The following is a 23,649-nucleotide window of genomic DNA, read 5'->3' on the forward strand; positions in this document are numbered from 1 at the left end:
GTCGGTCGGTTTATGGCGCCTTCGGTAGCTTATCCGTAGATAGGGGGCAAGCACGTCTAAAGGCGAGATTCACCCGCTATGCAGCGGGCGCATCCTTGATCTGGTCGCGCAGCCGCAACAGGGTTTCGTCCTTGCCGAGAACCGCCATGACGTCAAAAAGTCCAGGCGATGTCGCACGGCCGGTCAGCGCCGCCCGGAGAGGCTGCGCCACCTGTCCGAGCTTCGCCCCGAGAGCATCCGCATGCTCGCGCACGACGGCTTCCACACTCTGGGCAGACCAGTCGGAAACGCCATCGAGCTTCTCCGCTAAACCGACGAGGCGTGCGCGGCCATCCGCCAGCAGGCTGGCTGCTTTCTCGTCGAGATGCAGTGGGCGCTGGGCATGGAGGTAATAGGCGCTGTCGAGGAGCTCCACCAGGGTTTTGGCACGCTCCTTCAGGCCTGGCATGGCGGCGATCAGCTTCTGCCGCAGGGCCGGCTTGAAGGTGCGGCCGAGATGGTGCTCATCCTTGTCCAGCTCCGGCAGCAGATCCTCCAGGGCCTGCACCAGCCGCTCGTCATCGGCTTGGCGCATGTAATGCCCGTTGAGGTTCTCGAGCTTGGCGAAATCGAAGCGGGCCGGCGACCGGCCGATGCTGCCGAGATCGAAGGCGTCGATCATCTCCTGGGTGGAGAAGATCTCCTGGTCGCCATGGCTCCAGCCCAGGCGCACGAGGTAGTTGCGCAGCGCCTCCGGGAGGTAGCCCAAGCTGCGGTAAGCCTCGACGCCCAATGCACCGTGGCGCTTGGAGAGCTTGGCTCCGTCGGGTCCGTGGATAAGCGGGATGTGCGCCATCTTGGGCACGTCCCAGCCAAGGGCCTGGTAGATCTGGGTCTGGCGCGCAGCGTTGGTGAGGTGGTCGTCGCCCCGAATGACATGGGTCACCGCCATGTCATGATCGTCCACCACCACGGCGAGCATGTAGGTGGGAGTGCCGTCCGAGCGAAGGAGCACGAGGTCGTCGAGATCCTTGTTCTGCCACACCACGCGGCCTTGAACCTCGTCCTCGACCACCGTCTCGCCCTCATTGGGCGCCTTGAGCCGGATGACGGGCTTCACGTCCTTTGGAGCCTCGGACGGATCGCGGTCGCGCCAGCGGCCGTCATAGCGCAGAGGCCGCCCCTCCTTGCGGGCGCTTTCACGCATCTCCTCCAGCTCCTGCTGGGACGCATAGCAGTAATAGGCGCGGCCCTGGGCCAGCAGGCTGTCGGCGACCTCTTTGTGGCGGGCGGCACGGGAGAACTGATAGACAACGTCGCCGTCCCAATCGAGGCCCAGCCATGTCAGTCCGTCGAGAATGGCCGTAATCGCCGCGTCCGTGGAACGTTCCCGGTCCGTATCCTCGATGCGCAGGAGCATCTTGCCCCCATGGCGCTTGGCGTAGAGCCAATTGAACAGAGCCGTGCGTCCCCCTCCGATATGGAGAAAGCCGGTGGGAGAGGGGGCGAAGCGGGTGACGACGGTCATCGAAGGGAAACCTTGACTGAGAAACCTTGGGTCGCGCGGCTTTGCATCCGCAGCCTTCCGACTCAATCCACAGGGCGGGTTGGGCCGGAGCGTGCGGTCGTCTAGCATGCGTCGAGACCCGCGTTAAGCCGAAGACACCATGGATGACAACCAGGCAAAGCCCCGCATGATGGCGCGTAGTGTCGCGCGGACGGCGGCTTTGCCTCGCTCCTGGGCGGCGAACCTCGAATGGGGCCTCCTCGACGGGCGCGACTGGTTCAGGAAGGCCATCGCTCTTGAGGTCGAGCAGCGCCGGCTCTTTCCCTGGATCTCGGTGTGCTTCGGCATCGGCATCCTTCTGTTCTTCCAGGCCGATGGAAGGGCCTCCCTCTGGGCGCCGGCAGGGGCATTTGCCATCTGCGCTGCATTCGGCGTTGCCCTGCGCCGGAACATGACAGCGCTCATGATCATGATCGCGCTGTCCGCTCTCTTTGCCGGCTTTTCGGCTGGCGTGATCCGAACCCGGAATGTCGCGGCTCCGGTTCTCACGCGTGTCACCATCACGACGCTTGCGGGATTTATCGAGGCGGTAGAGAACCGGGACGAGGGGCGGAGACTTCTCATTCGGGTTGCGGAGATGAAGGATGTTGCGGAGTCTGAGCATCCTCGCCTCGTGCGGGTCTCCCTGCGATCCGGTGCGGATCTGGCGGCCGGGCAGTTCATCACCGGCACGGCTCGCCTGCTGCCGCCACCAGAGGCGGCATGGCCCGGCGGCTACGATTTCGCTCGCGATGCCTACTACAAGGCATCGGGGCCGTAGGCTCCATGGTGGGCCAGGTGCGGCGGGTCGATGCACCGCATTCGCCGGATTGGTCGCTGCAGGTGGCAGCTCAGGTGGACGTGGCCCGCAATGCACTCACCCAGCGTATCGCTACATCCATCGGGGGCGCAGCCGGCGGTGTCGGGGCTGCCCTGGTGACCGGCAAGCGTGGGCTCATTCCGGAGCCTACAAACGACATTCTGCGCGGGGCCGGGATCTATCACATCGTGTCGATCTCGGGTCTCCACATGGTGCTCGCCGCCGGTACCTTCTTCTGGCTGGTTCGCGCGCTTCTGGCGCTGGGTTCAGCGGGCGCGCTTCTCTGGCCGGTGAAGAAGATTGCGGCTGTGGCTACGATGATCGGAGCGACGATCTACTGCGTCTTCTCAGGCTCTGATGTCGCGACCGAGCGCTCGCTCATCATGACCCTGGTGATGTTCGGCGCGGTGCTGGTGGACCGTCCTGCTCTCAGCATTCGCAATCTCTCGATCGCGGCGTTCATCGTCCTTGCCAAGGAGCCTGAGGCTCTGCTGGGGCCCAGCTTCCAGATGTCCTTCGGAGCCGTAGCCGCAATGATGGCTCTGGTGCCGCTGATGCACCGGAAATCGGCCGATGGAAAACCTGCAACTGTTCTCGAACGAGGTCTGCGCTGGGGCGGTCAGGCCATGCTCGGACTCGTGATCACGACCCTGGTGGCCAGCATCGCCACGGCTCCCTTCGCGGCCTATCACTTCCAGTCGCTCAATCCATACGGTCTCGTCGGCAATGCGCTCGCCCTGCCGCTCGTCTCGCTCGTCGTGATGCCGTCGGCCGTTCTCGGCGTGCTGGCATTTCCCTTCGGCCTCGACCGTCCGGTCTGGCAGATGATGGGTGCGGCCGTCGAGCAGGTGCTCGAGGTGTCCGCCTGGGTCGGAAGCTTCAGCGGCTCCACCGTGGTGGTGCCGGCGTTGAGCGTCGGCGCCTTGTCGCTTCTGTGCCTGAGCCTGCTCATCCTGACCATCCCGGCCTCGTCGCTGCGTTTGGTAGCCCTGGTGCCGGCCGGGTTGGGGCTCGCCTTTACGGTGGTGCCGTACCGGTACGATGTCTTCATCGACAGAGAGGGGGCAGGGGCTGCCATTCGCGGCACCAACGGAAAGCTTGCCCTGGTCGGGCGCCCGTCGGGCTTCGTGACCGAGCAATGGCTGCGGGCCGATGGTGACGAAAGGAATGCCGATGATGCCAGCCTCAGGCGTGAGGCACGCTGCGACAGCGCTGGCTGCGTTGTCGTCGCCGGGAATGGACGGTGGATCGCCTTCGTCCAGGATTTTGCCGCCTTCGAGGAGGATTGCCGTCGGGCGAACGTGATCGTCACGCGGCTGCAGGCTCCGACAGCATGCCGGCAGCCTTTCGTTCTGGACGGTGATGCGTTGAAGGAGCGCGGAGCCGCGACACTGCGCTTCGGCCCTGACGTGATCGAGGTCACATCCGTCAGGAAAGGGCGTGAGGTGATCGCCTGGTCAGATGAACGGTCGATCCAGGTCGAAGGATTGCCCGCTCAGGGGCGGCCGAGGATTGCAAGGCCCGTCCCTGAGCAGGATCTTCCGGAAGACGAGGTCAGTACCGGCGAACCAGACTGACGAGCTTGCCCTGGATCTTGACCCGGTCGGGCCCGAGCACGCGGGTCTCGTAAGCCTGGTTGGCGGCCTCGAGGGCAATGGAGGAGCCGCGGCGGCGGAAGCGCTTCAGGGTTGCCTCCTCCTCGTCGATCAGGGCCACGATGATGTCGCCTGTATTGGCCGTGTCCTGGCGGCGGATGACCACGAGGTCGCCGTCGAGGATGCCGGCCTCCACCATGGAGTCTCCGCGCACCTCGAGGGCGAAGTGGTCGCCCTGGGCAAGGAAGTCGCCGGACAGCGTAATCGAGTGGCTGCGGGTCTGAATCGCGGAGATCGGCACACCGGCGGCGATCCGGCCCATGACCGGGATCGCCATCTCGCGGTCCCGCGCATCGGATGCGGGCGTGGGGGCCGCTTTCGCCTTGCCGGCAAGGCCGCCCTCGACCACGCTCGGCGTGAAGCGCCTCTGGCTGCCTGCGCCGCTGGTGCTCTCCGGCAGGCGGATCACCTCCAGGGCGCGAGCGCGGTTCGGCAGGCGGCGGATGAAGCCGCGCTCCTCAAGCGCCGTGATGAGGCGGTGGATGCCGGACTTGGACTTGAGGTCGAGCGCGTCCTTCATCTCGTCGAAGGATGGCGGAACCCCGGTTTCACGCAGCCGCTCATGAATGAAGCGGAGCAATTCGTGCTGTTTGCGCGTCAGCATGGCTGGCCCTTACTGCTCCGCATCGGGAGCGATTCTGAAACAAAGCAAGAACAAGGTAGCCGTTCTTGCTGTGTTCCGCAAGCCTTGAGCTAAGCCATTAGGTCAAATTGTGCATTTTGCTGATGTGCAAGGATGTTCAGCCTCTTCTCGCCCATGCTGGGATCTATTCCTGAACCGCGGAGCCTGGCCCCGGACGGCCAGAAGGCGTGCCGTCAGGATTCAGGCCGTATTTCTTGTAGAAGGCCTGCTTGTCCGCCTCCCGGGCCGCCTGCATTCGCGCCCGCCCGCTCGCCATCCATGCCTTACGGGCCGCGACTCCGCCGATCGCAACCGGAATGGACGCTATCCCCGTCTTGTCGAAGGATGCGGCAATGCCGGTCGCTGCCTGGGTTGCTCCGAGAGCAGAGGCTTCAGCCATGAGTTCAGCATGAGTAGCCGTCGTCGCGGGGCCACGTTGCTGAAGCTGAGAACTTTGAGCGGACCCCTGCGAGATATCGGCCGTCTGGTAGGGCGGAGAGGGTGAGGGGGCCAGCGGCGAGGAGCAGCAGGGTCAACCAACGGGATTTGAACTGTGAGATAGGGTGCATGATAATCCAACATAGGTTCATCCTCAGCGTCATAGATATAGTATTTCATGACATGCCGCTACTGCATAAGGGGGCGACGAACGGATAAGAACCAGGGTCCTCTGCAGTCGAATCGCAGGCAAATAATCCTAATATTGCTCACTCGGCGCGAAATCCTAAGAAACATGCCGAGTATAATATCAGTGGATCATCAGAATACTAACCGAGAGTAATGCTGTATTTTGTAGGTTCACAGAAGAGATTAGGCCAATTTCTTGGGATCCTATATCAACATACAGGTAAGAAGTCGGGCTGCAATTAACCAACAACTTGCTTTCACATTGCTCATAGAGTGAAAATTCGTGTGCCTCTTGCCAAGGCTCCTGCGCCCAAGCCAACAGCGTAAACCAAAGATGAACTTTTATAACATGAAGGGTTGCTTTTCATCCCACTTTGGTGCCATAGCGGTTCTAATATAACATTAAGTAAAATGGCGCGTGGAGAGTGACATGGCAGGCGGTCCAACCCGATGGAATGATGAGGCTTATGTAGCCCAAGGCCGATTCCAGGCAGCCTCCAACATGGCGGTTGCACCGGACGGAACGACCATGATCGTCTGGGAGGAAATCGACGCGAGCGGGATTCGCAGCGTAATCAAAGCCAAGATCGTTTCCTTCGACGGCGAAGTGATCAGAGAACCCTTTCAGGTTAATGTCTTCCCTCAGTCGGAAAGCCCGCAATCCAATTTGCCGTCGACAACAGTTCTGTCCAACGGCAACTTTGCTGTCAGCTGGGACGAATATTATCAGAGTGCCAGTGCCATAAGGCTGCAGATTTTCAACTCGGCGGGTCAGCCGGTCGGCGGCAACAATCTTATTGGTGATATTTCGGGCAGACCGGAGGATTCCGAAGTTATTGCATCGAGCAACGGGCGGGGGTTGGTTGTCTGGGAGGCGGGTGGGCAGATCCACTCCCAGATTTTCAACGCCTCCTCCAGCGTTATGACCACTGAGCTTCAGCAGCAGCTCAGCTCCGGCACTCAGACCGTAGCGGATCCCGTCGGGGTTGGGTTGCCAGATGGGAGCTTCCGGGTCGCCTGGGTTGCGACGTCTCCGGACTTCACTGAAATCAAACTTTCCATTGTTGGATCTGGTCCTCCTGCAACAGTTACCTTCAAAGCCTACAATAATCCAGCTAAGGCTGCCGATGTTGAGCTGACCGCTCTCGGAAGTGACCGCTATTTGATCACTTGGGTCGAAACCAATTCTTCCGGCAACACATCCATTCGCGGCCGCATTCAAAACAACGGTGGCGGTTCTGCCTCCGACGAATTCCAGATCGACACGTCTGCGGCAGGTCGGGAAAGCGCACCTGTGGTCGCGGAGGTGGTTGGTGGCGGCTACGTTGTTGCTTGGGTCGAAACTCTCAACGGCAAGAGCATCATCAAGGCACAGCAATTCGTTGGAACAGACAAGTCGGGTGCCGAGATCATCGTCGGTGCTGCGACTACCAGGGATCAGATTGAGCCCCATATCGTCGCACACAAAGATGGTCGCTTCACGATCTCGTGGGCGGAAACCTATCAACCGCCTAACTCCATTACTGTGGTCCAGAATATCCGCAGTCAAACCTTCGACACCCGCCCAGTGGGGTTCACCTGGAATGGCAGTGATAAGAACGACAACTATGTCGGCACGACCGGCAATGACGACCTCAGGGGAGGAGGCGGCATCAATCGCCTGTCGGGCTACAACGGCAATGATACCCTGAGTGGGGGCACACTCGCAGACACACTCAAAGGCGGCGCTGGCACCGATCTCCTCATGAGCAGTGGAGGCGCTGATCACTTCGATGGCGGCGCTGGCGAAGACCGGGTCGCTTATTGGAATTCCGGAGCCGTTCATGTCGACATGACAAACCCTGGCGTCGGCAAAGGTGACGCGGCTGGCGACAGCTTCGTCGGCATCGAAATCATCGATGGCGGCGCAGGCAACGACACAATTGAGGGCAACGACGATAGGACGAGCTTCTGGGGCGCCGATGGCAACGACAATCTCTATGGCCGCGGCGGCGACGACACCTTACAAGGCGGTAATGGCAACGATTTCCTTGTCGGCGGTGCCGGTGCCGACAAGATGTACGGTGAAGCAGGCATCCGCGATACCGTCAGCTATTATGGTTCCGGAGCGGTTAAGGTCTACTTGCACGATACAACCGGCGGCAGCAATACAGGTGATGCAGCCGGAGACACATACTCCGGCATCGAAACCTTCGATGGCTCCGCCAGCGGCGACGTCTTCGAGGGAGACGGGAATGCCAATCATTTCTGGGGCGACGCCGGAAACGACATGCTGGTTGGCGGAGGCGGAAACGATACCCTGGAAGGCAGCAGCGGCGCCGACACTCTTGTCGGCGGGCTTGGCGCGGATATCCTGAAAGGCAGCGATCCTGACCGCGGCGAGGACTTCGACATAGCGGACTACTCGCAAGCAGGGTTGGGCGTGTTTGCAGAGCCTCGGTGACGACAAGCTCTGGGGCGGCTATGGCAACGACACGCTGTGGGGCGGTGCCGGCAAGGATGTGTTCGTCTTCGACGGCAAGTTGGGTACGTCCTCGACGGATTGCAGGGTCAATTACGATACGATCAAGGATTATGACGTAAAGAATGGCTCGATCTGGCTCGACAACGATCTGTTCAAGTCGAACAAGGCGCTCTATGCCGCGATCAAGAAGGGTAAGGAGACCAATCCGCTGAAGATGGCGAGCAAGTTCTTCACCGTTGGCGATAAGGCGAAGCAGGCGGATGATTACTTCGTGTATGACTCCAAGAAGCGCGTTCTCTACTACGATGCAGACGGCTCCGGCTCCAAGGCCGCCATCGAGATGGCGACCTTCACCAACAACAAGGCGTTGAAGAACTTCAAAGCCACAGAGCTGTTCTTTATTTAACTAGAACGGCAACGTTATATAAGGCGGGGCCGGCTTCTCTCGGGAAGCCGGCCCCGATCTTTTGAGCGCGTAGCCCTATGCGTCGTAGGCTTGGGACGGAGAACGATCGATCCAGGACAAGGCCAGGATCAGGAGGGGTGGCTATCAAGTCTCTTATAGGGCCGTGCTCAAGGCAAAAAGAAACCCGCCCTGGTTTGAGACAGGGCGGGTCCGAAGTGCTCCGGCGTTGATCAGATGATCAGGAAGTCTGCCGCGCTCAGCTTCAGATTCTTGTCCAGCGTCGCGAACCGGATTGCCACGGCCGCCCCGGTCCCGTCCGCATCATAGGAAAGGGCGCCGGTCTTCTTGTTGTAGATGACCCGGTCGTTCGCATCCTTTGCTGCCGTGTGGCTGACGAAAGCACCGGATGCGAGCTTGCCGGGAGCAAGTGCGGTGAAGATCGATCTGTCGAGGAGGATGGTGTCGTCCTTGGTCGAAAACTTGGTGATCTTGTCAATCCCTGTACCCAAGGCCGTATCGAACACAAAGGCGTCGCGCCCGGCACCGCCATCGAGGGCATCGCTGCCCATGCCGCCGCTCAGGCGATCGTTGCCGGCCCCGCCGATGAGCTTATCGTTGCCGGTTCGACCTTCAAGGAGGTCATTGCCTGCGAGTCCATCGAGGGTGTTCTTGCCAGAATGCCCCAGCAGGATGTTGGCGTTCGCCGAGCACTTGAGGTTCACCGTCTTGCCGGCACTGAGAGCCTCGTCGGCAGCAAGACCTTCGAACAGCTTGTCGGTAGATGAAAGCGTCGTGTTCTTCGAAACGACACGGGCGTCGAGGCCTCCGGAATCGATGATGATGTCCACCTTGTCCTTGAACTTGTAGACGTCGTTGCCCTTGCCGCCCTTCAGGATGTTTGGGCCTTCACCGCCGCCGCCGATCAGGGTGTCGTTGCCGTCGCCGCCGTCGAGCACGTCGATCCCGTCGCCACCATCAAGATAGTCGTTGCCTGCATTGCCGTAGAGCAGGTCGCGGCCTAATCCTGCTGTCACTCGCTCGCCCGCTGCACTGCCCACGAAACGGTCGTCGAGGACTCTTGTGGTGTCGGTATTCATCTCAACGATGATGGTCTGGTTGGCTCGGGTCCAGTTCACAAAGGCCGTTTTGGACAGATCAAGATCGACAGCCTCGGAAGCGCTCTTGAAGTGGATCGTGTCATTGCCGGCAATGGATCCGTGAACCTGAGAGACGCCAAAGAAGCTGTTGGCGTTGTAGCTGAGGGTCGTTGCCAGGTTCAGGGGCGCAAATGTCAGAACGTCAATGGCAAGAATCGAGTTAAAATGCGCAGAACCCAGAAGCTCGACAACATCCGACTGAATGTCGGCCAAGTCGCCCGAATTGTTCGTGCCTGAGATGTTGACGTTTGAGACACCGCCATTGACCAGGAAGCGGTCATCACCCCCCAAACCATAGTAAATGTAATCTTCTTCGGCGGTGCCGAAGCTAATGGTAAAAACCTCTCCGTCCGGAGTGCCAACTTGAACTGCCATGTTTGCCCCTAATCATTGTATGGACTTTTGTCTTTATAACATTGCATATGTGAGATGACCGAGCAACTTCAGATTGGACTTGCTAAGCTAGCCGGATTGTCGCCCCACTACATACTCCGCACTTCTTACTGCCTCGCAAGATGGAGGCAGCCACGGGCCTACAGCATCTCCCGAATGAGAATTGTTGAGCCTCTCAACAAAACCGCTCCAACCGAATGATCCGGCATGGCTCCCCAGCAGACGCTGCAGGCGCGTGGGGCTGCCTCACGAGGAGGGCATCGGATCGCTCGAGGATGCTCAGCATCGAGGAATCCTGCAGGAGGTGAGGTGTCACAACTGGAAGCATCAGCCGCGCGGGGCCTTGAGCAAGGCTCAAGGGCACGTCCTGCAGCGCAAGCGAGGCCCGCATATAATCCTGCCGCTCCTTGTTGGGCGGAAGATCGGCTCCGAGGATCGCGTCCTCCGTCGGATCGTCTGCGGCCCGCTGGTCGCCTAGGAGGGCACGGATCGCGGGCATGAGGAACAGCACGGCGCAGACGAGGGACGAGACGGGGTTGCCAGGCAAGCCAAGGAGAAGGGTCGATCCAAGCCTTCCGTGCATCAGGGGCTTTCCCGGCCTCAGGGCCACGCGCCAGAAGCCGAGATCCATGCCCCTGCGGCTGAGAGCCTTTTGCACCAGGTCGTGCTCGCCCACCGAGGCTCCGCCCAGGGTCACAAGAATATCGGCATCCAGGTCCTGCGCTGTCTGGATGCGCTCTTCGAGCGCCTCGAGATCGTCGCGGGCAATGCCGAGATCGATGGCCTCGGCGCCGGCCTTCTCCACCATCAGAATGGTGGCTGGGAGACTAGAGGCGGTGATCTGGTCAGGGCCGACCGGTTCGCCTGCCCGTACCAGCTCGTCGCCGGTGGCCAGAATAGCAACCTTGGGCTTCCGATGAACAGGCAGCATCCCGTGGCCCATGGCTGCCGCAAGAGCAATGTGGCGTGCATCGAGGCGCAGGCCTGCCTGGAGGAGGATGTCGCCGGCACAGAAATCCAGACCGGCACGTCGGATATGGCGGTTCGGCCGGGCAGCCTCCTTCACCGTCACCTGATCGCCAGCACGCTCCGTATCCTCCTGCAGCACAACGGCATCGGCGCCGTCAGGCAAGGGGGCTCCCGTGAAGATCCGTACGGCCTCCATGGGGCCGAGAGCCCCGGAATGGCGCGATCCGGCAGCGCTGGTGCCGATCACTTGGAAGATTGCCGGAACTTCGGTGCACTCGGCGCTGCGCACCGCATAGCCATCCATGGCGGAGGCCGGAAACGGCGGCTGGTCGCGCAGAGCGCTGAGATCCTCCGCAAGGGTGCGTCCGGCACCGGAGGCGAGGGGGACAAGCTCGGTGTCGAGCGGTTTCTCCACGCTCGCCAAAACACGAGACAGGGCATCCTCGACCGAAATCAGGCTCATGGGGCCTCGAAATCTCCAGATCGTCCGCCGCTTTTCCGGCGCAGTCGTACGTTCTCGATCCGCATGCCCTTATCGGCGGCTTTCACCATATCGTAGATCGTCAGGCAGGCGACTGAGACTGCGGTCAACGCCTCCATCTCGACGCCGGTCTGTCCCGAAACCTTCACTTCGGCGCTTACGCGCACGCCAGGAAGGCTATCGTCGAGGGTGCAGTCCACCTTCACCTTAGAGATCAGGAGAGGGTGGCAGAGGGGGATCAACTCGTGTGTGCGCTTGGAAGCCATGATGCCGGCAAGCCGAGCGGTACCGAGCACGTCGCCCTTCTTAGCATCACCTTGGCGGATAAGGGCGACCGTTTCAGGCTGCATGACCACGCTTCCCTCGGCGATCGCCGTGCGGCTCGTGACGTTCTTCTCGGAAACGTCGACCATATTGGCCTCGCCCGCTGCATCGAGATGCGTGAGCTTCGTCATGCGGCCTCGCCCGCTGCATCGAGATGCGTGAGCTTCGTCATGCGGCCTCGCCGAACAGGAGCCTGCGGGTGGCTGCCGCCACGTCCGCCTGCCGCATCAGGCTCTCGCCTACGAGGAAGGTGCGGATATCGACCTTCATCAGGCGCTCGATATCCTGCAGCGTGAAGATGCCGCTTTCGCCGACGACGATGCGGTCGGAGGGGATCAGAGGCGCGAGTGCCTCGCTGACGCCAAGCGAAACTTCGAAGGTGCGGAGATTGCGGTTGTTGATTCCGATCAGCTTGGTGTTGAGCGGTAGAGCACGTTCCAGCTCCGCCCGGTCATGCACCTCGACCAAGACGTCCATGCCGAGATCGTGGGAGGTGTCGATCAAGGCGCGGGCCTCGTCGTCCGTGACGCTCGCCATGATCACGAGGATGCAGTCGGCGCCCCAGGCGCGAGCCTCGCAGACCTGATACGGCTCGAACAGGAAGTCCTTGCGCAGAGCCGGGAGACCCGAAGCCTCGCGGGCTTGGCCGAGATATTCCGGCCTGCCCTGGAAGGAGGGCTCGTCAGTCAGAACGGACAGGCAGGTGGCGCCACCCTGGGCATAGGCACGGGCCAGGCTCGGCGGGTCGAAATCGGCGCGGATCAGCCCCTTGGAGGGGCTTGCCTTCTTCACCTCGGCAATGAGCGCGGGCCGCCCTTCGGCAAGGTGGTTCCCGATGGCCTTGGCGAAGCCGCGCGGGGGTGAGGCCTCGCGGGCCCGGCGCTCGATCTCGGCATGGGGGACGGCCGCCTTCGCTGCAGCGATCTCCTGGCGCTTATAGGCTTCAATCTTGCTGAGAACGTCGCTCATAGGCTGGCCACTCAACCGTTCGAGACCTGGACGAGGCGATCAAGGGTAGCCTTGGAAGCGCCGCTGTCGAGAGCACGGGACGCGCGCTCGAGGCCGTCGCGCAGGTTCGCAGCCTCGTCGGCCACCACCAGGGAGGCGGCGGCATTGAGCAGGGCAACGTCGCGATAAGGCGTGCGGGCGCCGTCGAGGACGGCGCGCAACTGGGCCGCGTTGTGCTCGGGGTCACCGCCGCGCAGTTCATCAAGGGACGCGGTCGGCAGGCCAACCTCCTCGGGCGTCACGGAAAAGCGGCGGATGGCGCCGTTCTCCAGCGCCACCACGAAGGTCGGGCCTGTGGTGGTCATCTCGTCGAGCCCGTCCGAGCCGTGCACCGTCCAGACCTTCTGGGAACCGAGCTCCTTCAGAACCTGCGTGAGGGGCTCTAGCCAAGCCTCTGAGAACACGCCGAGAAGCTGGCGCTTGGCGCCGGCCGGATTGGCCAGGGGGCCGAGGAGGTTGAAGATCGTCCGCGTGCCAAGCTCCACGCGCACAGGCGCCACGTGTCGCATGGCAGCGTGGTGCGTCTGGGCGAACATGAAGCACAGCCTGGTCTCGGACAGGCAGCGCTCCAGACCTTCAGGAGCGAGGCCGAGCTTGACCCCGAGCGCCGAGAGCACGTCCGCCGTGCCCGACTTGGAGGATGCCGCCCTATTGCCGTGCTTGGCAACGGGCACGCCGCAGGAGGCCACGATGATCGAAGCCAAAGTCGAGATGTTGTAGCTGCCTTTGTGGTCGCCGCCGGTGCCGACGATGTCGACAGCCTTGTCGGGAGCATTGACGCGCAGCATGCGCCCGCGCATGGCAGTGACGGCGCCGATGATCTCGTCGAGCGCTTCGCCCCTTACCCTGAGCGCCATCAGGAAGGCCCCACCCTGTGCTGGCGTTACCTCGCCGGAGAGCAGGTCGTCGAAGGCATCCCGTGCCTCGTCCCGCGTCAGCGACGCGCCAGTGGCAACCTTGGCGAGGTAGGATTTGAAGGATTCCATCGCTTTCACTGTCCTGCTGGTGCGGCAGCCCCGCCGGTCGCGTGGTGCTTGGCATTCCAAGCCGCCGCGAGCTCGAAGAAGTTGCGCATGATCGTCACCCCATGCTCCGACAGGATGCTTTCGGGATGGAACTGCACGCCATGGATCGGCAGCGCCCGATGGGACAGGCCCATCACGAGGCCATCAGCGGTCTCCGCGGTCACGAAGAGGTCGTCCGGGCAGGTCTCCCGATCCACGATGAGGGAATGATAGCGGGTGGCCTTGAACGGGCCGTTGATGCCGCGGAAGACCGCCTGTCCGCCGTGCTCCACCTCGGAGACCTTGCCATGCATGGGCAGGGGCGCCCGCGAGACGGTGCCGCCGAAGACCTGGCCGATCGTCTGCAGGCCGAGGCATACCCCGAAGGTCGGGATTGCGGGCGAGGCTCGCGTGACCAGATCGAGGCAAATCCCCGCCTCGTTCGGCGTGCCGGGGCCTGGCGAGATCACGATTGCATCCGGCGGATGGCTAAGCACCTCGTCCGTGGTGACGGCATCGTTGCGCACCACGTCCACGGACGTGGCGAGGGGGCCGAGCAGATGCACCAGATTCCAGGTGAAGCTGTCGTAATTGTCGATGACGAGAACGCGGGTCATGGCGCGCCGACGTTCGCGTATGCGACGCCTCCGGTCAAGGGAACCGTTGGCATGAAGCTCATTGCCCGACCCTTGCCTGGCTGGCAAAGCGCACGGCCTCTTCGGCGGCCCGGAACAGGGCCTTCGATTTGTTGATGCATTCCTGCTGCTCGGAGGCCGGGTCGGAGTCGAAGACGATGCCGGCGCCTGCCTGGACGGCCATGCGACCATCCTTGACGATAGCGGTGCGAAGCACGATGCAGGTGTCCATCTCGCCGTTGGCGCCGAAATAGCCGATGCAGCCGGCATAGGGGCCGCGCTTGTCCTTCTCCAGCTCGTCGATGATCTGCATGGCGCGCACCTTCGGCGCCCCTGAAACCGTACCGGCCGGGAAGCCCGCGATGAGCGCGTCGAGGGCATCGAAGCTCGGGTCCAGACGGCCCTCCACGTTCGACACGATGTGCATCACCTGGCTGTAATATTCGAGGAAGAAGGAATCCGTGACCTGAACGGAGCCCATCTCGGCAACGCGTCCCACATCGTTGCGCCCAAGGTCGAGCAGCATCAGGTGCTCGGCCCGCTCCTTCGGGTCGGCCAGGAGGCTCTCGGCGTGAGCCCGGTCCTCGGCGGCCGTGGCGCCGCGGGGGCGGGTTCCGGCGATGGGCCGTATCGTAACCTTGCCGTCGCGGACACGCACCAGAATCTCGGGCGAGGAGCAGACGATCTGGAAATCCTCAAAATCCAGGTAGCAGAGGAACGGCGCCGGATTGACCCGGCGCAGGGAGCGGTAGAGCGCGAAGGCGGGGAGCGGGAAGGCCGAGTCGAAGCGTTGCGAGAGCACCACCTGAAAAATGTCGCCGGCGCGGATGTAGTCCTTTGCCTTGGCCACCATCGCCTCGAATTCGTCCGGCGTGGTGTTGGACACCGGAGGCTCGAAGTGAATCTGCGTCGGGTCGCTGCGGTCGTCCATGGGCAAGGGGTGCTCAAGCGCCGCCGTCACCTCGTCAAGGCGTGAAAGCGCTGTTTCATAGGCCGCCTTGGCGGAGGTGCCCGCCTGAGGGCGCACGGGGGTGATGAGCGAGATTTCGTCCTTCACCGCGTCGAACACCACCATCACGGTGGGACGGATCAGGATTGCGTCCGGCACCTTCAGCACGTCCGGGTTGGGCTCGGGGAGACGCTCCATGAGCCGAACCATGTCGTAGCCCAGGTACCCGAAGAGCCCGGCCGCCATGGGCGGCAGATCGTCGGAGAGGGGCAGGGCGCTTTCCCTGATAAGGGCGCGCAGGCTCTCCAGGGGCGAAAGCTCCTCCACCCTGAACTCCTGCATGCGGCTCAACGTCTGGCGGTCGATGGACGCAACCCCGTCCTGGCAGCGCCAGACGAGGTCCGGATCGAGCCCGATCATGGAGAAACGGCCGCGTGTCGCGCCGCCTTCGACCGATTCCAGCAGGAAGGCCGAGCCCTTCCGTCCGTGGCGCAGCTTCAGGAAAGCCGCAACAGGGGTCAGCAGATCACCCACAAGGGTGGTCCGCAGGACGCCCGCCTCGCCTGACTCGTAGGCGCTGGAAAACGTGTCGAAGTCGGGCGCGAGCGTCATGGCCTATAATTCGCCGCCGGTGGCCTGGCGCAGGGCCTGCTGGTTGATGGTGACGCCGAGTTCCTGGCGTACCTGTGCGATGTACTGGCCGATCAAGTCGTCGCCGATGCCGGTACGGAGCTGATTCTCGGTGTTCTGCGCCTGCTGGGTGGAAGTCACCAGGGGCGGGACCGTGGCGGAGGTGACCTTGAACACGGCGCGTGCATCCGTGCCGTTGGCCGCCTGGCCTGCCTTGCCGACCGGAACGGCGAAGATCCGGTTCACCGCCTCGGCGGTCAGATCGTCCTTGGCCGTATTCCGGGCGAGATCGGTGGCGGTATTGACCGTGGCGCCGACCTCCTGAGCTATGGCCTCGAGCGCCTCGCCCTTCTCCAGGCGCTCCATCAGCCCACGCGCCCTCTCGGAGAGACGCTGGGCAACCTGATCCTCCCGCCACTGGGTGGCGACCTGATCGCGGACCTCGTCCAGGTTCTTCTCGCGGGAGGGCTCGATGCCGGTCACGTCGTACCAGACATAGCCGGTTCCGGTGCGCAGCGCCTCGTTGTCGACGCCGATATCCGACGCGAATGCTGCCTTCACAACAGCATCTTTCGCAGGGACGTCGACCGGATTGCCGGCCTTGTCGAGGCCGTTGGCATCCACTGCCGGGACCTGGACCAGGGTCAGACCCTTCTCCCTGGCGATGTCCGCCAGGGGCTTGGCGCCGGCGCGGAGATCTTCGATCTCGTCGTGGATCCGTTCGATCTGGCCCTGTGCCCGCTCTACGGCGACCTCCTGTCGGAGCTCCGCAGCGACCTCCTCGAAGGGCCGCACGGCTTCAGGTTGAATTTGAGTCACCCGCACGAGGACCGGTCCAAAGCGCCCGGCAACCGGGGCGCTGACCGCGCCCTGCCCGAGGCTGAAGGCAGCGTCCGCCACTGCCTGATCGAGCATCTCGGCCTTCGTGAACGTTCCGAGTTCCAGATCCTGCGGGGACACGTTGCGCTCCGTCGCGACGGACTCGAAGGTTGCGCCTTCCTTGATCTTTGCGGCGGCAGCCTCGGCTTCGACCTGGGACGGGAAGGTGATCTGCTGGACCGTCCGGCGCTCCGGGCTGCCGTATTTCGCCTTCTGCTGCTCATAGCGCGCCCGGGCGTCGGTCTCGGACACGGCATCCGGCTTCGCGAGAGCGGCGGCATCGAGGGCCATGGCCGTCACGGCGCGGTACTCAGGAGCCCGGAACGCACTTTTGCGCTCACCAAAGAACGTCTCGAGCTGTTCAGCCGTGGGGGCAGGGATGTCGCCGGCCATGGCTGCCGTCAGGAGAAGGTAGGTGCTCGCGCGGCGCTCGTTGCCATAGCGATGGAGAGCCTCCTTTGCCACCATAGGCGCATTGATATCCCCGGCCAGGGCCTCGGCGAGGTGAAGGCGTGCCATGGCAGCACGCTGCTCCTGCACGAAGCCGGCCTCGGAGAGGTTGATGTTGCGCAGGGCCTGATCGAAGAGGGCACGGTTGAACTGGCCATCCGCACCTTTGAAGGCAGGATTGTTGACGATCGAGGCGACCACAAGCTGATCAGACACCGAAAGGCCCATTTCCCTGGCCTTCTCGGCCATGACGGCTTCCGTCACCAGGTTGTTGATCACCTGCTGGTCGAGGCCGAAGGCACGGGCCTGCTCGGGGCTGATGACCGTTCGGAACTGGCGTCCGAGCCGCTGCAGCTCGTTGGTGTAGGCATTGCGGGTCTGCTCGACTGTGATTGTCGTGTCGCCAACCTCGGCCACGGTGGAAGCGGGCGTCGCACGGAAGATGTCGCCGATGCCCCAGATGGCGAAGCTGACAATGAGGGCGCCGAAAAAGATGGTGGCGATGGCTTTGCCGACTATGGTCTGCCCAGCCTTGCGCATGTTCCGAAGCATCGTGAACCCGTTTTCCAAAAAATCGTTAAACCTGCCGATAAACGATCGGGGGCTCTACGAAAAGGGCAAGTCTGGTTGAAAGAAGGCTCGAGCCTCTGCTAGTGCCAAGTTATCAAGCGCGACAGGAGTGCCTCATATGAGCATCGATAGGCCGCGCCCGCTGGTTGCGGGCAACTGGAAGATGAACGGGTTGCGGACCTCGGCCAGGGTGCTGGAGGAGATCCACGCCGGTTATACCCCAGGCCTCAAGGCAAAGGTGGAGCTGGCCGTCTGCCCGCCCGCGACCCTGATCGGCCAACTCGCGCAGCTCTCGGTCGGATCCCGGGTCGCCATTGGGGGGCAGGACTGTCATGCCAAGGAGTCGGGCGCCTTTACCGGAGACCTGTCTGCCGAGATGCTGGCCGATGCCGGTGCGACTTATGTGATCGTCGGCCATTCCGAGCGCCGCCAGTACCATAGGGAAAAGGACACGGATGTCTGCGCCAAAGCGGTGGCCGCCCACCGGGCGGGTCTCACGGCCCTCGTCTGCGTCGGCGAGACTCGGGAGGAGCGCGAGGCCGGCAAGGCTCTTTCCGTGGTGAAGAAGCAACTGCGCGGCTCAATCCCGGTCGATTCGAACAGCCATAACCTTGTGGTCGCCTATGAGCCTGTCTGGGCTATCGGCACCGGCTTGACCCCGACAACAGCCGATGTGGCGGAGGTCCATGCGGCCATCCGTGAGGAACTGAAGCGCCTTGTCGGCAAGGCGGATGCGCCCAAGGTCCGCATCCTCTATGGCGGTTCCGTCAAGCCCTCCAATGCCGCTGAGCTGATGGCGGTGGAGAACGTCAACGGCGCCCTCGTGGGCGGCGCGAGCCTCGTGGCGGCCGATTTCCTGGCCATTGCAGGGGCTTATCTGGGGTAAGTGCGAAAAGGCCGCTTGCGGGTCTTTGATCCTGGGCCCACCTATGCTACAGGCCGCCGCAACGAACGGATTGCGAGCGGCTGTCGCCCTGTGCGCAGCCGCTTGAGGTTTTTGAAAACGATGCAAACAGTTCTCATCATCATCCACCTGATCGTCGTGCTTGCCCTGATCGGCGTGGTTCTCCTTCAGCGCTCCGAGGGCGGCGGCATGGGCCTCGGCGGCGGTGGAGGCGGCGGCGGTGGAGTCTCCGGCTTCATGACCGGGCGCGGCCAAGCCAATGCGCTCACCCGTGCGACCGCGGTCCTGGCAGGTCTCTTCTTCGTGACGAGCATCGCGCTCACCGTCATGGCGACGTCCAACCGGGCTCCACGCTCGATTCTCGATGGCACCGCGCCGGCGGCTCCAGGCCAGCAGGCTCCGGCCGGCGGTCAGGGCGGCGGCAACGTGCTGGAGCAGCTGCAGCGTCTCCAGGGCGATCAGCCGACGGCTCCCGCACCGGGCTCTCCGGCGCCTGCGCCAGCAGCGCCTCAGCAGTAAACGAACCCAGGGCCGGTGCTTCCGGCCCTCTCTTTTTGTGGATGGCTTTTGGGTTGACCGGTTCGCGATTGCGAATCGGCGCCCGATGTTTATGGATAGGGGTCCATGACGCGGTACGTATTCATCACCGGCGGCGTGGTGTCTTCGCTCGGCAAGGGGCTGGCTTCGGCGGCCCTCGGAGCGCTTCTCCAAGCACGCGGTTACAAGGTTCGGCTTCGCAAGCTCGACCCATATCTCAACGTCGATCCGGGGACGATGAGTCCCTATCAGCACGGCGAGGTCTTCGTGACCGACGATGGTGCTGAGACCGATCTGGACCTCGGCCATTACGAGCGCTTCACCGGCGTGCCGGCCACCAAGGCCGACAACATCACCACCGGGCGCATCTATCTCGACATCATCACCAAGGAGCGCCGTGGGGACTATCTCGGCGCGACCATCCAGGTGATCCCGCACGTCACCAATGCCATCAAGGACTTCGTCATCACCGGCAACGAGGGCTTCGACTTCGTCCTGGTCGAGATCGGCGGCACGGTGGGCGATATCGAAGGCCTGCCGTTCTTCGAGGCCATCCGCCAGCTCGGCAACGATCTTCCGAGAGGACAGGCCATCTACGTCCATCTCACGCTGCTTCCGTTCATCCCGTCCGCCGGCGAGCTGAAGACGAAGCCGACGCAGCACTCGGTGGCGGAACTGCGCTCGATCGGCATCCAGCCCGACATCCTGCTGTGCCGCACCGACCGCGAGATCCCGAAGGACGAGCGGCGCAAGCTCGCCCTGTTCTGCAACGTGCGCGAGACAGCGGTGATCGAGGCGCGGGACGCCCGTTCCATCTATGACGTGCCGCTGGCCTACCACGAGGCAGGCCTCGACAGCGAGGTGCTGGCAGCCTTCGGCCTCGACACGGCCAAAACTCCGAACCTGACCCGCTGGACAACGATCTCGGACCGTGTCCACAACCCGGAGGGCGAGGTCAACATCGCCGTCGTGGGCAAGTACACCGGCCTGAAGGATGCCTATAAGTCGCTCATCGAGGCGCTGCACCACGGCGGCATCGCCAATCAGGTAAAGGTGAACCTCGAGTGGATCGAGAGCGAGATCTTCGAGAACGAGGATCCGGCTCCATTCCTGGAAGGCATTCACGGCATCATGGTGCCCGGCGGCTTCGGCCAGCGCGGCGCCGAGGGCAAGATCCGGGCGGCCCGCTTCGCCCGCGAGCGCAAGGTGCCGTATTTCGGCATCTGCTTCGGCATGCAGATGGCTGTTATCGAAGCGGCCCGCTCCCTTGCGGGCATTCAGGATGCGAGCTCCACCGAGTTCGGCCCGACCTCGGAGCCGGTCGTCGGCCTCATGACCGAGTGGCTGCGGGGCAACGAGCTTGAGAAGCGTACTGCCAGCGGCAATCTCGGCGGCACCATGCGGCTTGGCGCCTATCAGGCTTCACTCAAGTCCGGCAGCAAGGTGGCTGAGATCTATGGCGGCACGGAGATCTCCGAGCGCCACCGGCACCGCTACGAAGTGAACATGTCCTATCGCGAACAGCTTGAGGCGAAGGGCCTGCGATTCTCGGGCGTTTCGCCGGACGGCATCCTGCCCGAGATCGTCGAGTACGAGGACCATCCATGGTTCATCGGCGTGCAGTACCACCCCGAGCTGAAGTCCCGTCCGTTCGAGCCGCACCCTCTCTTCAAGAGCTTCATCCACGCGGCCGTGGAGCAAAGCCGGCTGGTTTGATGTTAACCTGAACCGTCGCGCCCTGAACTTTACGGACGCGACTGACAGGAAAGAACCCGATGACCCGCCGGATCGACCACCTCGTTGTTGCTGTTGAAGATCTCGACCAAGCCGGAGCCTTCTATGGGCGCCTCGGCTTTAAGGTCGGCGCCCGCAACCGCCATCCCTGGGGCACCGAGAACCGGATCATCCAATTTTCCGGCTCCTTCATCGAGCTGCTCACCGTGGGCGAGGGCGCGGCTATTGCGCCTCATCAGGCAAGTGCCTTCAGCTTCGGGGCTTTCGTGCAGGGCTACCTGCGCGCCCGCGAAGGCCTGGCCATGCTCGTCCTGGACAGTCAGGACGCCGAGGCCGACGCCGCGCTCTTCGCGGAGAAAGGGATCGGATCCTTCGAGCCGTTCCATTTCGAACGTGCCGGACGCCGGCCCGACGGCAGCGAGACAAAGGTCGCGTTCACGTTGGCCTTCACGTCACCCGAGAATTCTCCCAAGGCAGGCTTCTTCGTCTGTCAGCAGCATTATCCTGAAAACTTCTGGAATCCTGAGTTCCAGCGCCATGACAATCAGGCTATCCGGATCTCGTCCGTTACCCTTACGGCCCCGGAGCCGGAGCGGCTTCGCACGTTTCTTGGCGCCTTTACAGGCGTGCAGCCGGGAAGCCCCGACGGGGACGATCTCTCCTTCCGCTTGCACGAGGGCCACATCGACGTTTTGACCCCGGACGATGCGGCGGAGATCTACGGCTCCATCGAGGCCGAGCTCGATCAGCCTTCCCTCGTGGCCTTCGCTGTTCGGGTCGAGGATATCCAGCGGCAGGCGAGGTGGCTCGATGCGGCGCAGATCCCCTATCAGCATATGGGGAGCAGGCTCATTGTCCCTGCCAGTGCCGCATTCGGCGTCGCGATCGCGTTTGAGCCAACGTAATGTTAACCATATCCCCTTAAGCGGTTGAAAAATAATCAACCCTTGGGGGATTTTCCGTGGCTGCTTCTCTCGCGGGCTTGCCCGACTTCCTGATCTTCTTCGTGCTCGCCGTCGCGCTGGTGGGGCTGTATCTGGCCATCTACACGCTCGCGACAATGCACAACGAGTACGCGCTCATCCGGGAGAACGTGATTTCCGCCGCCACGGCCCTTGGCTTCAGCCTCGTGGGCTTCGCCTTGCCGCTCGCCAGCGCCATCGTTCATGCCCAGACCATCGTCGACTGCCTCGTCTGGGGTCTGGTCGCGCTGGCCGTGCAGATCGTCGTCTACTGGCTGGTGCGGATCGTGATGCCGAACCTTTCGCAGCGGATTGCGGCCGGCGAGATGGCGGCAGCCCTGTTCCTGGGCGCTTCATCCCTGTCCGCCGGCATCATCAATGCTGCCGCAATGACGTTCTGATGGACCAGGCGACAGCCTGTCGCCTCAGGCCTCCAACTCTACAAGTCTGGCGAATTGCAGGATTTCCGCCCGCATGGAGGGCGGTACGAGCATCGGGTTTCTGTGGCGCACCGCGTAGAGCATCGCGATCCGCTCAATCGCCCTGAGATAGAGATCTGGAACCTCGGCCTCGCCCCACTCAAAAGCTTGGTAATCCCGCAGGTTCATGTCGATCTCATGCGCCATCCTGCTCTGGGTGAAGCCAAGGGCCGATCGTATTGCAACGAGTTCCTGCATCTTCTCGTGATCTGACATCAGTGCGCCTCCCACGCGCTGTCGAGTAAATTCTTGTCGTTTTGTTCGTTGCCCGCAGGGAAATTTTCTTAGTTCTTGTTGTTCCTTCTATATTGTTTAGATGATTACCTAAAGTAAAGTTTCTTCCGTCAGACGATGAGGTTGTGCCGATACTTTGGTTAAGGCCATGATATCAAAGCGCTCGCCGTGAAATGCGATCTGCCATGTGCAGGGACGTCGAGAGAGCCTCTCCGGCGTTCGGCAGCGTGACCCATCCCGGCTCATCGAGGCGCGATCAGGCACATCGACACTTTGCCTTTGACGCCAAAAAGGCTAGTGACGGCTCATGACCGACATCAATCAACACCCTGCCGTTGTCGAGGCCGGCTCCGTCCGCTTCGGAAACCACCTGCCGCTCAGCATCATCGCCGGGCCCTGCGCCATGGAAAGCCGCGATCATGCCCTCGAAATGGCGGCTGCGCTCAGCGAGATCGCCGGCAGGCTGGGAATGGGTCTCGTCTATAAATCCTCCTTCGACAAGGCAAACCGGACATCGATCTCCAGCGCCCGTGGCATCGGAATCGACAAGGCGCTCGCCATCTTCTCCGAGGTCAAGGAGAGATACGGACTGCCGGTGCTCACCGATGTCCATGAGAACGATCAGTGCGCGGCCGTTGCGGAGGTGGTCGACATTCTCCAGATCCCGGCCTTTCTCTGCCGTCAGACCGATCTTCTGGTCGCCGCCGCCAGGACCGGCCGGGTGGTCAACGTGAAGAAGGGCCAGTTCCTGGCTCCCTGGGATATGGCGAATGTCGCCGATAAGGTGAAGGCGGCGGGCAATCCGAACGTCATGCTCACGGAACGAGGCGCCTCCTTCGGCTACAATACCCTCGTGTCCGACATGCGCAGCCTGCCTATCATGGCCGAGACGGGCGCTCCGGTGATCTTCGACGCTACCCACTCCGTGCAGCAGCCCGGCGGGAAAGGCTCGACCTCAGGCGGTCAGCGCGTATACGTTCCGGTCCTCTCCCGTGCGGCCGTCGCGGTGGGCGTTGCCGGTGTCTTCATCGAGACGCATCAGGACCCGGACAAGGCACCGTCGGACGGCCCCAACATGGTCCCGCTCAGGGAGCTTGAGGCGCTGCTCGCGCAGCTCAAGGCCTTCGACGCCCTGGCGAAGAACCGGCAGGCTTAAGGCCCGAGGATCCGTTCCATGTGCCATTGCGAGAGCAGGTCTGCATTCCTGCCGCTCGCGTAACGGCGCGGTCGT

The 23,649-nt window shown here is 62.7% G+C and carries 22 protein-coding genes; 10 read left to right on the top strand and 12 right to left on the bottom strand.

Annotation, left to right across the window (positions count from 1 at the left end; translation table 11 throughout):
* Positions 1-76: 76 nt before the first annotated feature.
* Positions 77-1,507: a glutamate--tRNA ligase gene (gltX, locus tag AC0QTX_RS04335; protein WP_474602590.1), complete on the bottom strand. Its 1,431-nt coding sequence runs from the start codon at positions 1,505-1,507 to the stop codon at positions 77-79.
* 139 nt (positions 1,508-1,646) lie between these two features.
* On the opposite strand from gltX, the gene AC0QTX_RS04340 reads away from it, so the two are divergent.
* Together AC0QTX_RS04340 and AC0QTX_RS04345 are read left to right on the top strand one after the other, a co-directional pair.
* Entirely contained in the window at positions 1,647-2,306 is a 660-nt protein-coding gene (locus AC0QTX_RS04340; RefSeq protein WP_474602591.1) for a DUF4131 domain-containing protein, read from the top strand.
* Between the two features lie 5 nt (positions 2,307-2,311).
* Positions 2,312-3,922 carry a ComEC/Rec2 family competence protein gene (locus tag AC0QTX_RS04345; RefSeq protein ID WP_474602592.1) on the top strand — a complete coding sequence of 537 codons (1,611 nt, stop codon included), beginning with the start codon at positions 2,312-2,314 and terminating at the stop codon, positions 3,920-3,922.
* On the opposite strand, the gene lexA is transcribed toward AC0QTX_RS04345, so the two are convergent.
* Positions 3,900-4,604, bottom strand: coding sequence for a transcriptional repressor LexA (lexA, locus tag AC0QTX_RS04350; RefSeq protein ID WP_474602593.1), 705 nt, complete (start codon positions 4,602-4,604; stop codon positions 3,900-3,902). The two genes, AC0QTX_RS04345 and lexA, sit on opposite strands and share 23 nt — an antisense overlap.
* Before the next feature lie 163 nt (positions 4,605-4,767).
* A complete protein-coding gene (locus AC0QTX_RS04355) occupies positions 4,768-5,022 on the bottom strand; it encodes a hypothetical protein (RefSeq protein WP_474602594.1) in 255 nt (84 codons plus the stop codon).
* Between the two features lie 756 nt (positions 5,023-5,778).
* Here AC0QTX_RS04355 and AC0QTX_RS04360 point away from each other — a divergent pair.
* Complete coding sequence (locus AC0QTX_RS04360) at positions 5,779-7,692, top strand: calcium-binding protein (protein WP_474602595.1); 1,914 nt, start codon at positions 5,779-5,781, stop codon at positions 7,690-7,692.
* Positions 7,676-8,119 (top strand): hypothetical protein, encoded by a 444-nt coding sequence (locus AC0QTX_RS04365; protein WP_474602596.1) that lies wholly within the window; start codon positions 7,676-7,678, stop codon positions 8,117-8,119. The genes AC0QTX_RS04360 and AC0QTX_RS04365 overlap by 17 nt, the downstream gene beginning before the upstream one ends.
* 230 nt (positions 8,120-8,349) lie before the next feature.
* Here AC0QTX_RS04365 and AC0QTX_RS04370 read toward each other — a convergent pair whose 3' ends face one another.
* The 8 genes from AC0QTX_RS04370 to AC0QTX_RS04405 all read right to left on the bottom strand — a co-directional run bounded on the left by AC0QTX_RS04370 (position 8,350) and on the right by AC0QTX_RS04405 (position 17,538).
* The gene (locus AC0QTX_RS04370; protein WP_474602597.1) at positions 8,350-9,651 is read right to left on the bottom strand and encodes a calcium-binding protein; all 1,302 of its coding nucleotides are present in this window, start codon (positions 9,649-9,651) and stop codon (positions 8,350-8,352) included.
* Between the two features lie 193 nt (positions 9,652-9,844).
* Positions 9,845-11,101, bottom strand: coding sequence for a molybdopterin molybdotransferase MoeA (locus tag AC0QTX_RS04375; RefSeq protein WP_474602598.1), 1,257 nt, complete (start codon positions 11,099-11,101; stop codon positions 9,845-9,847).
* On the bottom strand, positions 11,098-11,574 hold the full coding sequence (gene moaC, locus AC0QTX_RS04380; RefSeq protein WP_474602599.1) for a cyclic pyranopterin monophosphate synthase MoaC: 477 nt from the start codon (positions 11,572-11,574) through the stop codon (positions 11,098-11,100). The genes AC0QTX_RS04375 and moaC overlap by 4 nt, the downstream gene beginning before the upstream one ends.
* A gap of 37 nt (positions 11,575-11,611) precedes the next feature.
* Positions 11,612-12,412: an indole-3-glycerol phosphate synthase TrpC gene (gene trpC, locus AC0QTX_RS04385; RefSeq protein ID WP_474602600.1), complete on the bottom strand. Its 801-nt coding sequence runs from the start codon at positions 12,410-12,412 to the stop codon at positions 11,612-11,614.
* A gap of 11 nt (positions 12,413-12,423) precedes the next feature.
* Positions 12,424-13,437 carry an anthranilate phosphoribosyltransferase gene (gene trpD / locus AC0QTX_RS04390; protein ID WP_474602601.1) on the bottom strand — a complete coding sequence of 338 codons (1,014 nt, stop codon included), beginning with the start codon at positions 13,435-13,437 and terminating at the stop codon, positions 12,424-12,426.
* Between the two features lie 5 nt (positions 13,438-13,442).
* Entirely contained in the window at positions 13,443-14,072 is a 630-nt protein-coding gene (locus tag AC0QTX_RS04395) for an anthranilate synthase component II (protein WP_474602602.1), read from the bottom strand.
* A gap of 58 nt (positions 14,073-14,130) precedes the next feature.
* The gene (gene trpE, locus AC0QTX_RS04400) at positions 14,131-15,651 is read right to left on the bottom strand and encodes an anthranilate synthase component I (protein ID WP_474602603.1); all 1,521 of its coding nucleotides are present in this window, start codon (positions 15,649-15,651) and stop codon (positions 14,131-14,133) included.
* A gap of 3 nt (positions 15,652-15,654) precedes the next feature.
* Positions 15,655-17,538 (bottom strand): peptidylprolyl isomerase, encoded by a 1,884-nt coding sequence (locus AC0QTX_RS04405; protein WP_474602604.1) that lies wholly within the window; start codon positions 17,536-17,538, stop codon positions 15,655-15,657.
* Between the two features lie 148 nt (positions 17,539-17,686).
* Between AC0QTX_RS04405 and tpiA the strand changes: the two genes are divergently transcribed.
* The 5 genes from tpiA to AC0QTX_RS04430 all read left to right on the top strand — a co-directional run bounded on the left by tpiA (position 17,687) and on the right by AC0QTX_RS04430 (position 22,106).
* Positions 17,687-18,454, top strand: a complete 768-nt coding sequence (gene tpiA / locus AC0QTX_RS04410; protein ID WP_474602605.1) for a triose-phosphate isomerase — start codon at positions 17,687-17,689, stop codon at positions 18,452-18,454.
* A 120-nt stretch (positions 18,455-18,574) separates the two neighbouring features.
* Positions 18,575-18,991, top strand: a complete 417-nt coding sequence (gene secG, locus AC0QTX_RS04415; RefSeq protein ID WP_474602606.1) for a preprotein translocase subunit SecG — start codon at positions 18,575-18,577, stop codon at positions 18,989-18,991.
* A 105-nt stretch (positions 18,992-19,096) separates the two neighbouring features.
* The gene (locus AC0QTX_RS04420) at positions 19,097-20,725 is read left to right on the top strand and encodes a CTP synthase (protein WP_474602607.1); all 1,629 of its coding nucleotides are present in this window, start codon (positions 19,097-19,099) and stop codon (positions 20,723-20,725) included.
* Between the two features lie 59 nt (positions 20,726-20,784).
* Positions 20,785-21,648, top strand: a complete 864-nt coding sequence (locus AC0QTX_RS04425) for a VOC family protein (RefSeq protein WP_474602608.1) — start codon at positions 20,785-20,787, stop codon at positions 21,646-21,648.
* Positions 21,649-21,704: 56 nt separating this feature from the next.
* Complete coding sequence (locus tag AC0QTX_RS04430) at positions 21,705-22,106, top strand: DUF350 domain-containing protein (protein WP_474602609.1); 402 nt, start codon at positions 21,705-21,707, stop codon at positions 22,104-22,106.
* A 24-nt stretch (positions 22,107-22,130) separates the two neighbouring features.
* Here AC0QTX_RS04430 and AC0QTX_RS04435 read toward each other — a convergent pair whose 3' ends face one another.
* Positions 22,131-22,400 carry a helix-turn-helix domain-containing protein gene (locus AC0QTX_RS04435; RefSeq protein ID WP_474602610.1) on the bottom strand — a complete coding sequence of 90 codons (270 nt, stop codon included), beginning with the start codon at positions 22,398-22,400 and terminating at the stop codon, positions 22,131-22,133.
* A 325-nt stretch (positions 22,401-22,725) separates the two neighbouring features.
* Between AC0QTX_RS04435 and kdsA the strand changes: the two genes are divergently transcribed.
* Positions 22,726-23,574 carry a 3-deoxy-8-phosphooctulonate synthase gene (kdsA, locus tag AC0QTX_RS04440; protein WP_474602611.1) on the top strand — a complete coding sequence of 283 codons (849 nt, stop codon included), beginning with the start codon at positions 22,726-22,728 and terminating at the stop codon, positions 23,572-23,574.
* The last annotated feature ends 75 nt before the right edge of the window (positions 23,575-23,649 follow it).

The sequence above is a fragment of the Microvirga sp. jy35 genome (genome assembly GCF_056148915.1).

Bases quoted from the DNA above. Each gene is read 5' to 3' on its own strand.
- gltX (WP_474602590.1), bottom strand. From the start codon at position 1,507: ATGACCGTCGTCACCCGCTTCGCCCCCTCTCCCACCGGCTTTCTCCAT.
- AC0QTX_RS04340 (WP_474602591.1), top strand. From the start codon at position 1,647: ATGGATGACAACCAGGCAAAGCCCCGCATGATGGCGCGTAGTGTCGCG.
- AC0QTX_RS04345 (WP_474602592.1), top strand. From the start codon at position 2,312: ATGGTGGGCCAGGTGCGGCGGGTCGATGCACCGCATTCGCCGGATTGG.
- lexA (WP_474602593.1), bottom strand. From the start codon at position 4,604: ATGCTGACGCGCAAACAGCACGAATTGCTCCGCTTCATTCATGAGCGG.
- AC0QTX_RS04355 (WP_474602594.1), bottom strand. From the start codon at position 5,022: ATGGCTGAAGCCTCTGCTCTCGGAGCAACCCAGGCAGCGACCGGCATT.
- AC0QTX_RS04360 (WP_474602595.1), top strand. From the start codon at position 5,779: ATGATCGTCTGGGAGGAAATCGACGCGAGCGGGATTCGCAGCGTAATC.
- AC0QTX_RS04370 (WP_474602597.1), bottom strand. From the start codon at position 9,651: ATGGCAGTTCAAGTTGGCACTCCGGACGGAGAGGTTTTTACCATTAGC.
- AC0QTX_RS04375 (WP_474602598.1), bottom strand. From the start codon at position 11,101: ATGAGCCTGATTTCGGTCGAGGATGCCCTGTCTCGTGTTTTGGCGAGC.
- moaC (WP_474602599.1), bottom strand. From the start codon at position 11,574: ATGACGAAGCTCACGCATCTCGATGCAGCGGGCGAGGCCAATATGGTC.
- trpC (WP_474602600.1), bottom strand. From the start codon at position 12,412: ATGAGCGACGTTCTCAGCAAGATTGAAGCCTATAAGCGCCAGGAGATC.
- trpD (WP_474602601.1), bottom strand. From the start codon at position 13,437: ATGGAATCCTTCAAATCCTACCTCGCCAAGGTTGCCACTGGCGCGTCG.
- AC0QTX_RS04395 (WP_474602602.1), bottom strand. From the start codon at position 14,072: ATGACCCGCGTTCTCGTCATCGACAATTACGACAGCTTCACCTGGAAT.
- trpE (WP_474602603.1), bottom strand. From the start codon at position 15,651: ATGACGCTCGCGCCCGACTTCGACACGTTTTCCAGCGCCTACGAGTCA.
- AC0QTX_RS04405 (WP_474602604.1), bottom strand. From the start codon at position 17,538: ATGCGCAAGGCTGGGCAGACCATAGTCGGCAAAGCCATCGCCACCATC.
- tpiA (WP_474602605.1), top strand. From the start codon at position 17,687: ATGAGCATCGATAGGCCGCGCCCGCTGGTTGCGGGCAACTGGAAGATG.
- secG (WP_474602606.1), top strand. From the start codon at position 18,575: ATGCAAACAGTTCTCATCATCATCCACCTGATCGTCGTGCTTGCCCTG.
- AC0QTX_RS04420 (WP_474602607.1), top strand. From the start codon at position 19,097: ATGACGCGGTACGTATTCATCACCGGCGGCGTGGTGTCTTCGCTCGGC.
- AC0QTX_RS04425 (WP_474602608.1), top strand. From the start codon at position 20,785: ATGACCCGCCGGATCGACCACCTCGTTGTTGCTGTTGAAGATCTCGAC.
- AC0QTX_RS04435 (WP_474602610.1), bottom strand. From the start codon at position 22,400: ATGTCAGATCACGAGAAGATGCAGGAACTCGTTGCAATACGATCGGCC.
- kdsA (WP_474602611.1), top strand. From the start codon at position 22,726: ATGACCGACATCAATCAACACCCTGCCGTTGTCGAGGCCGGCTCCGTC.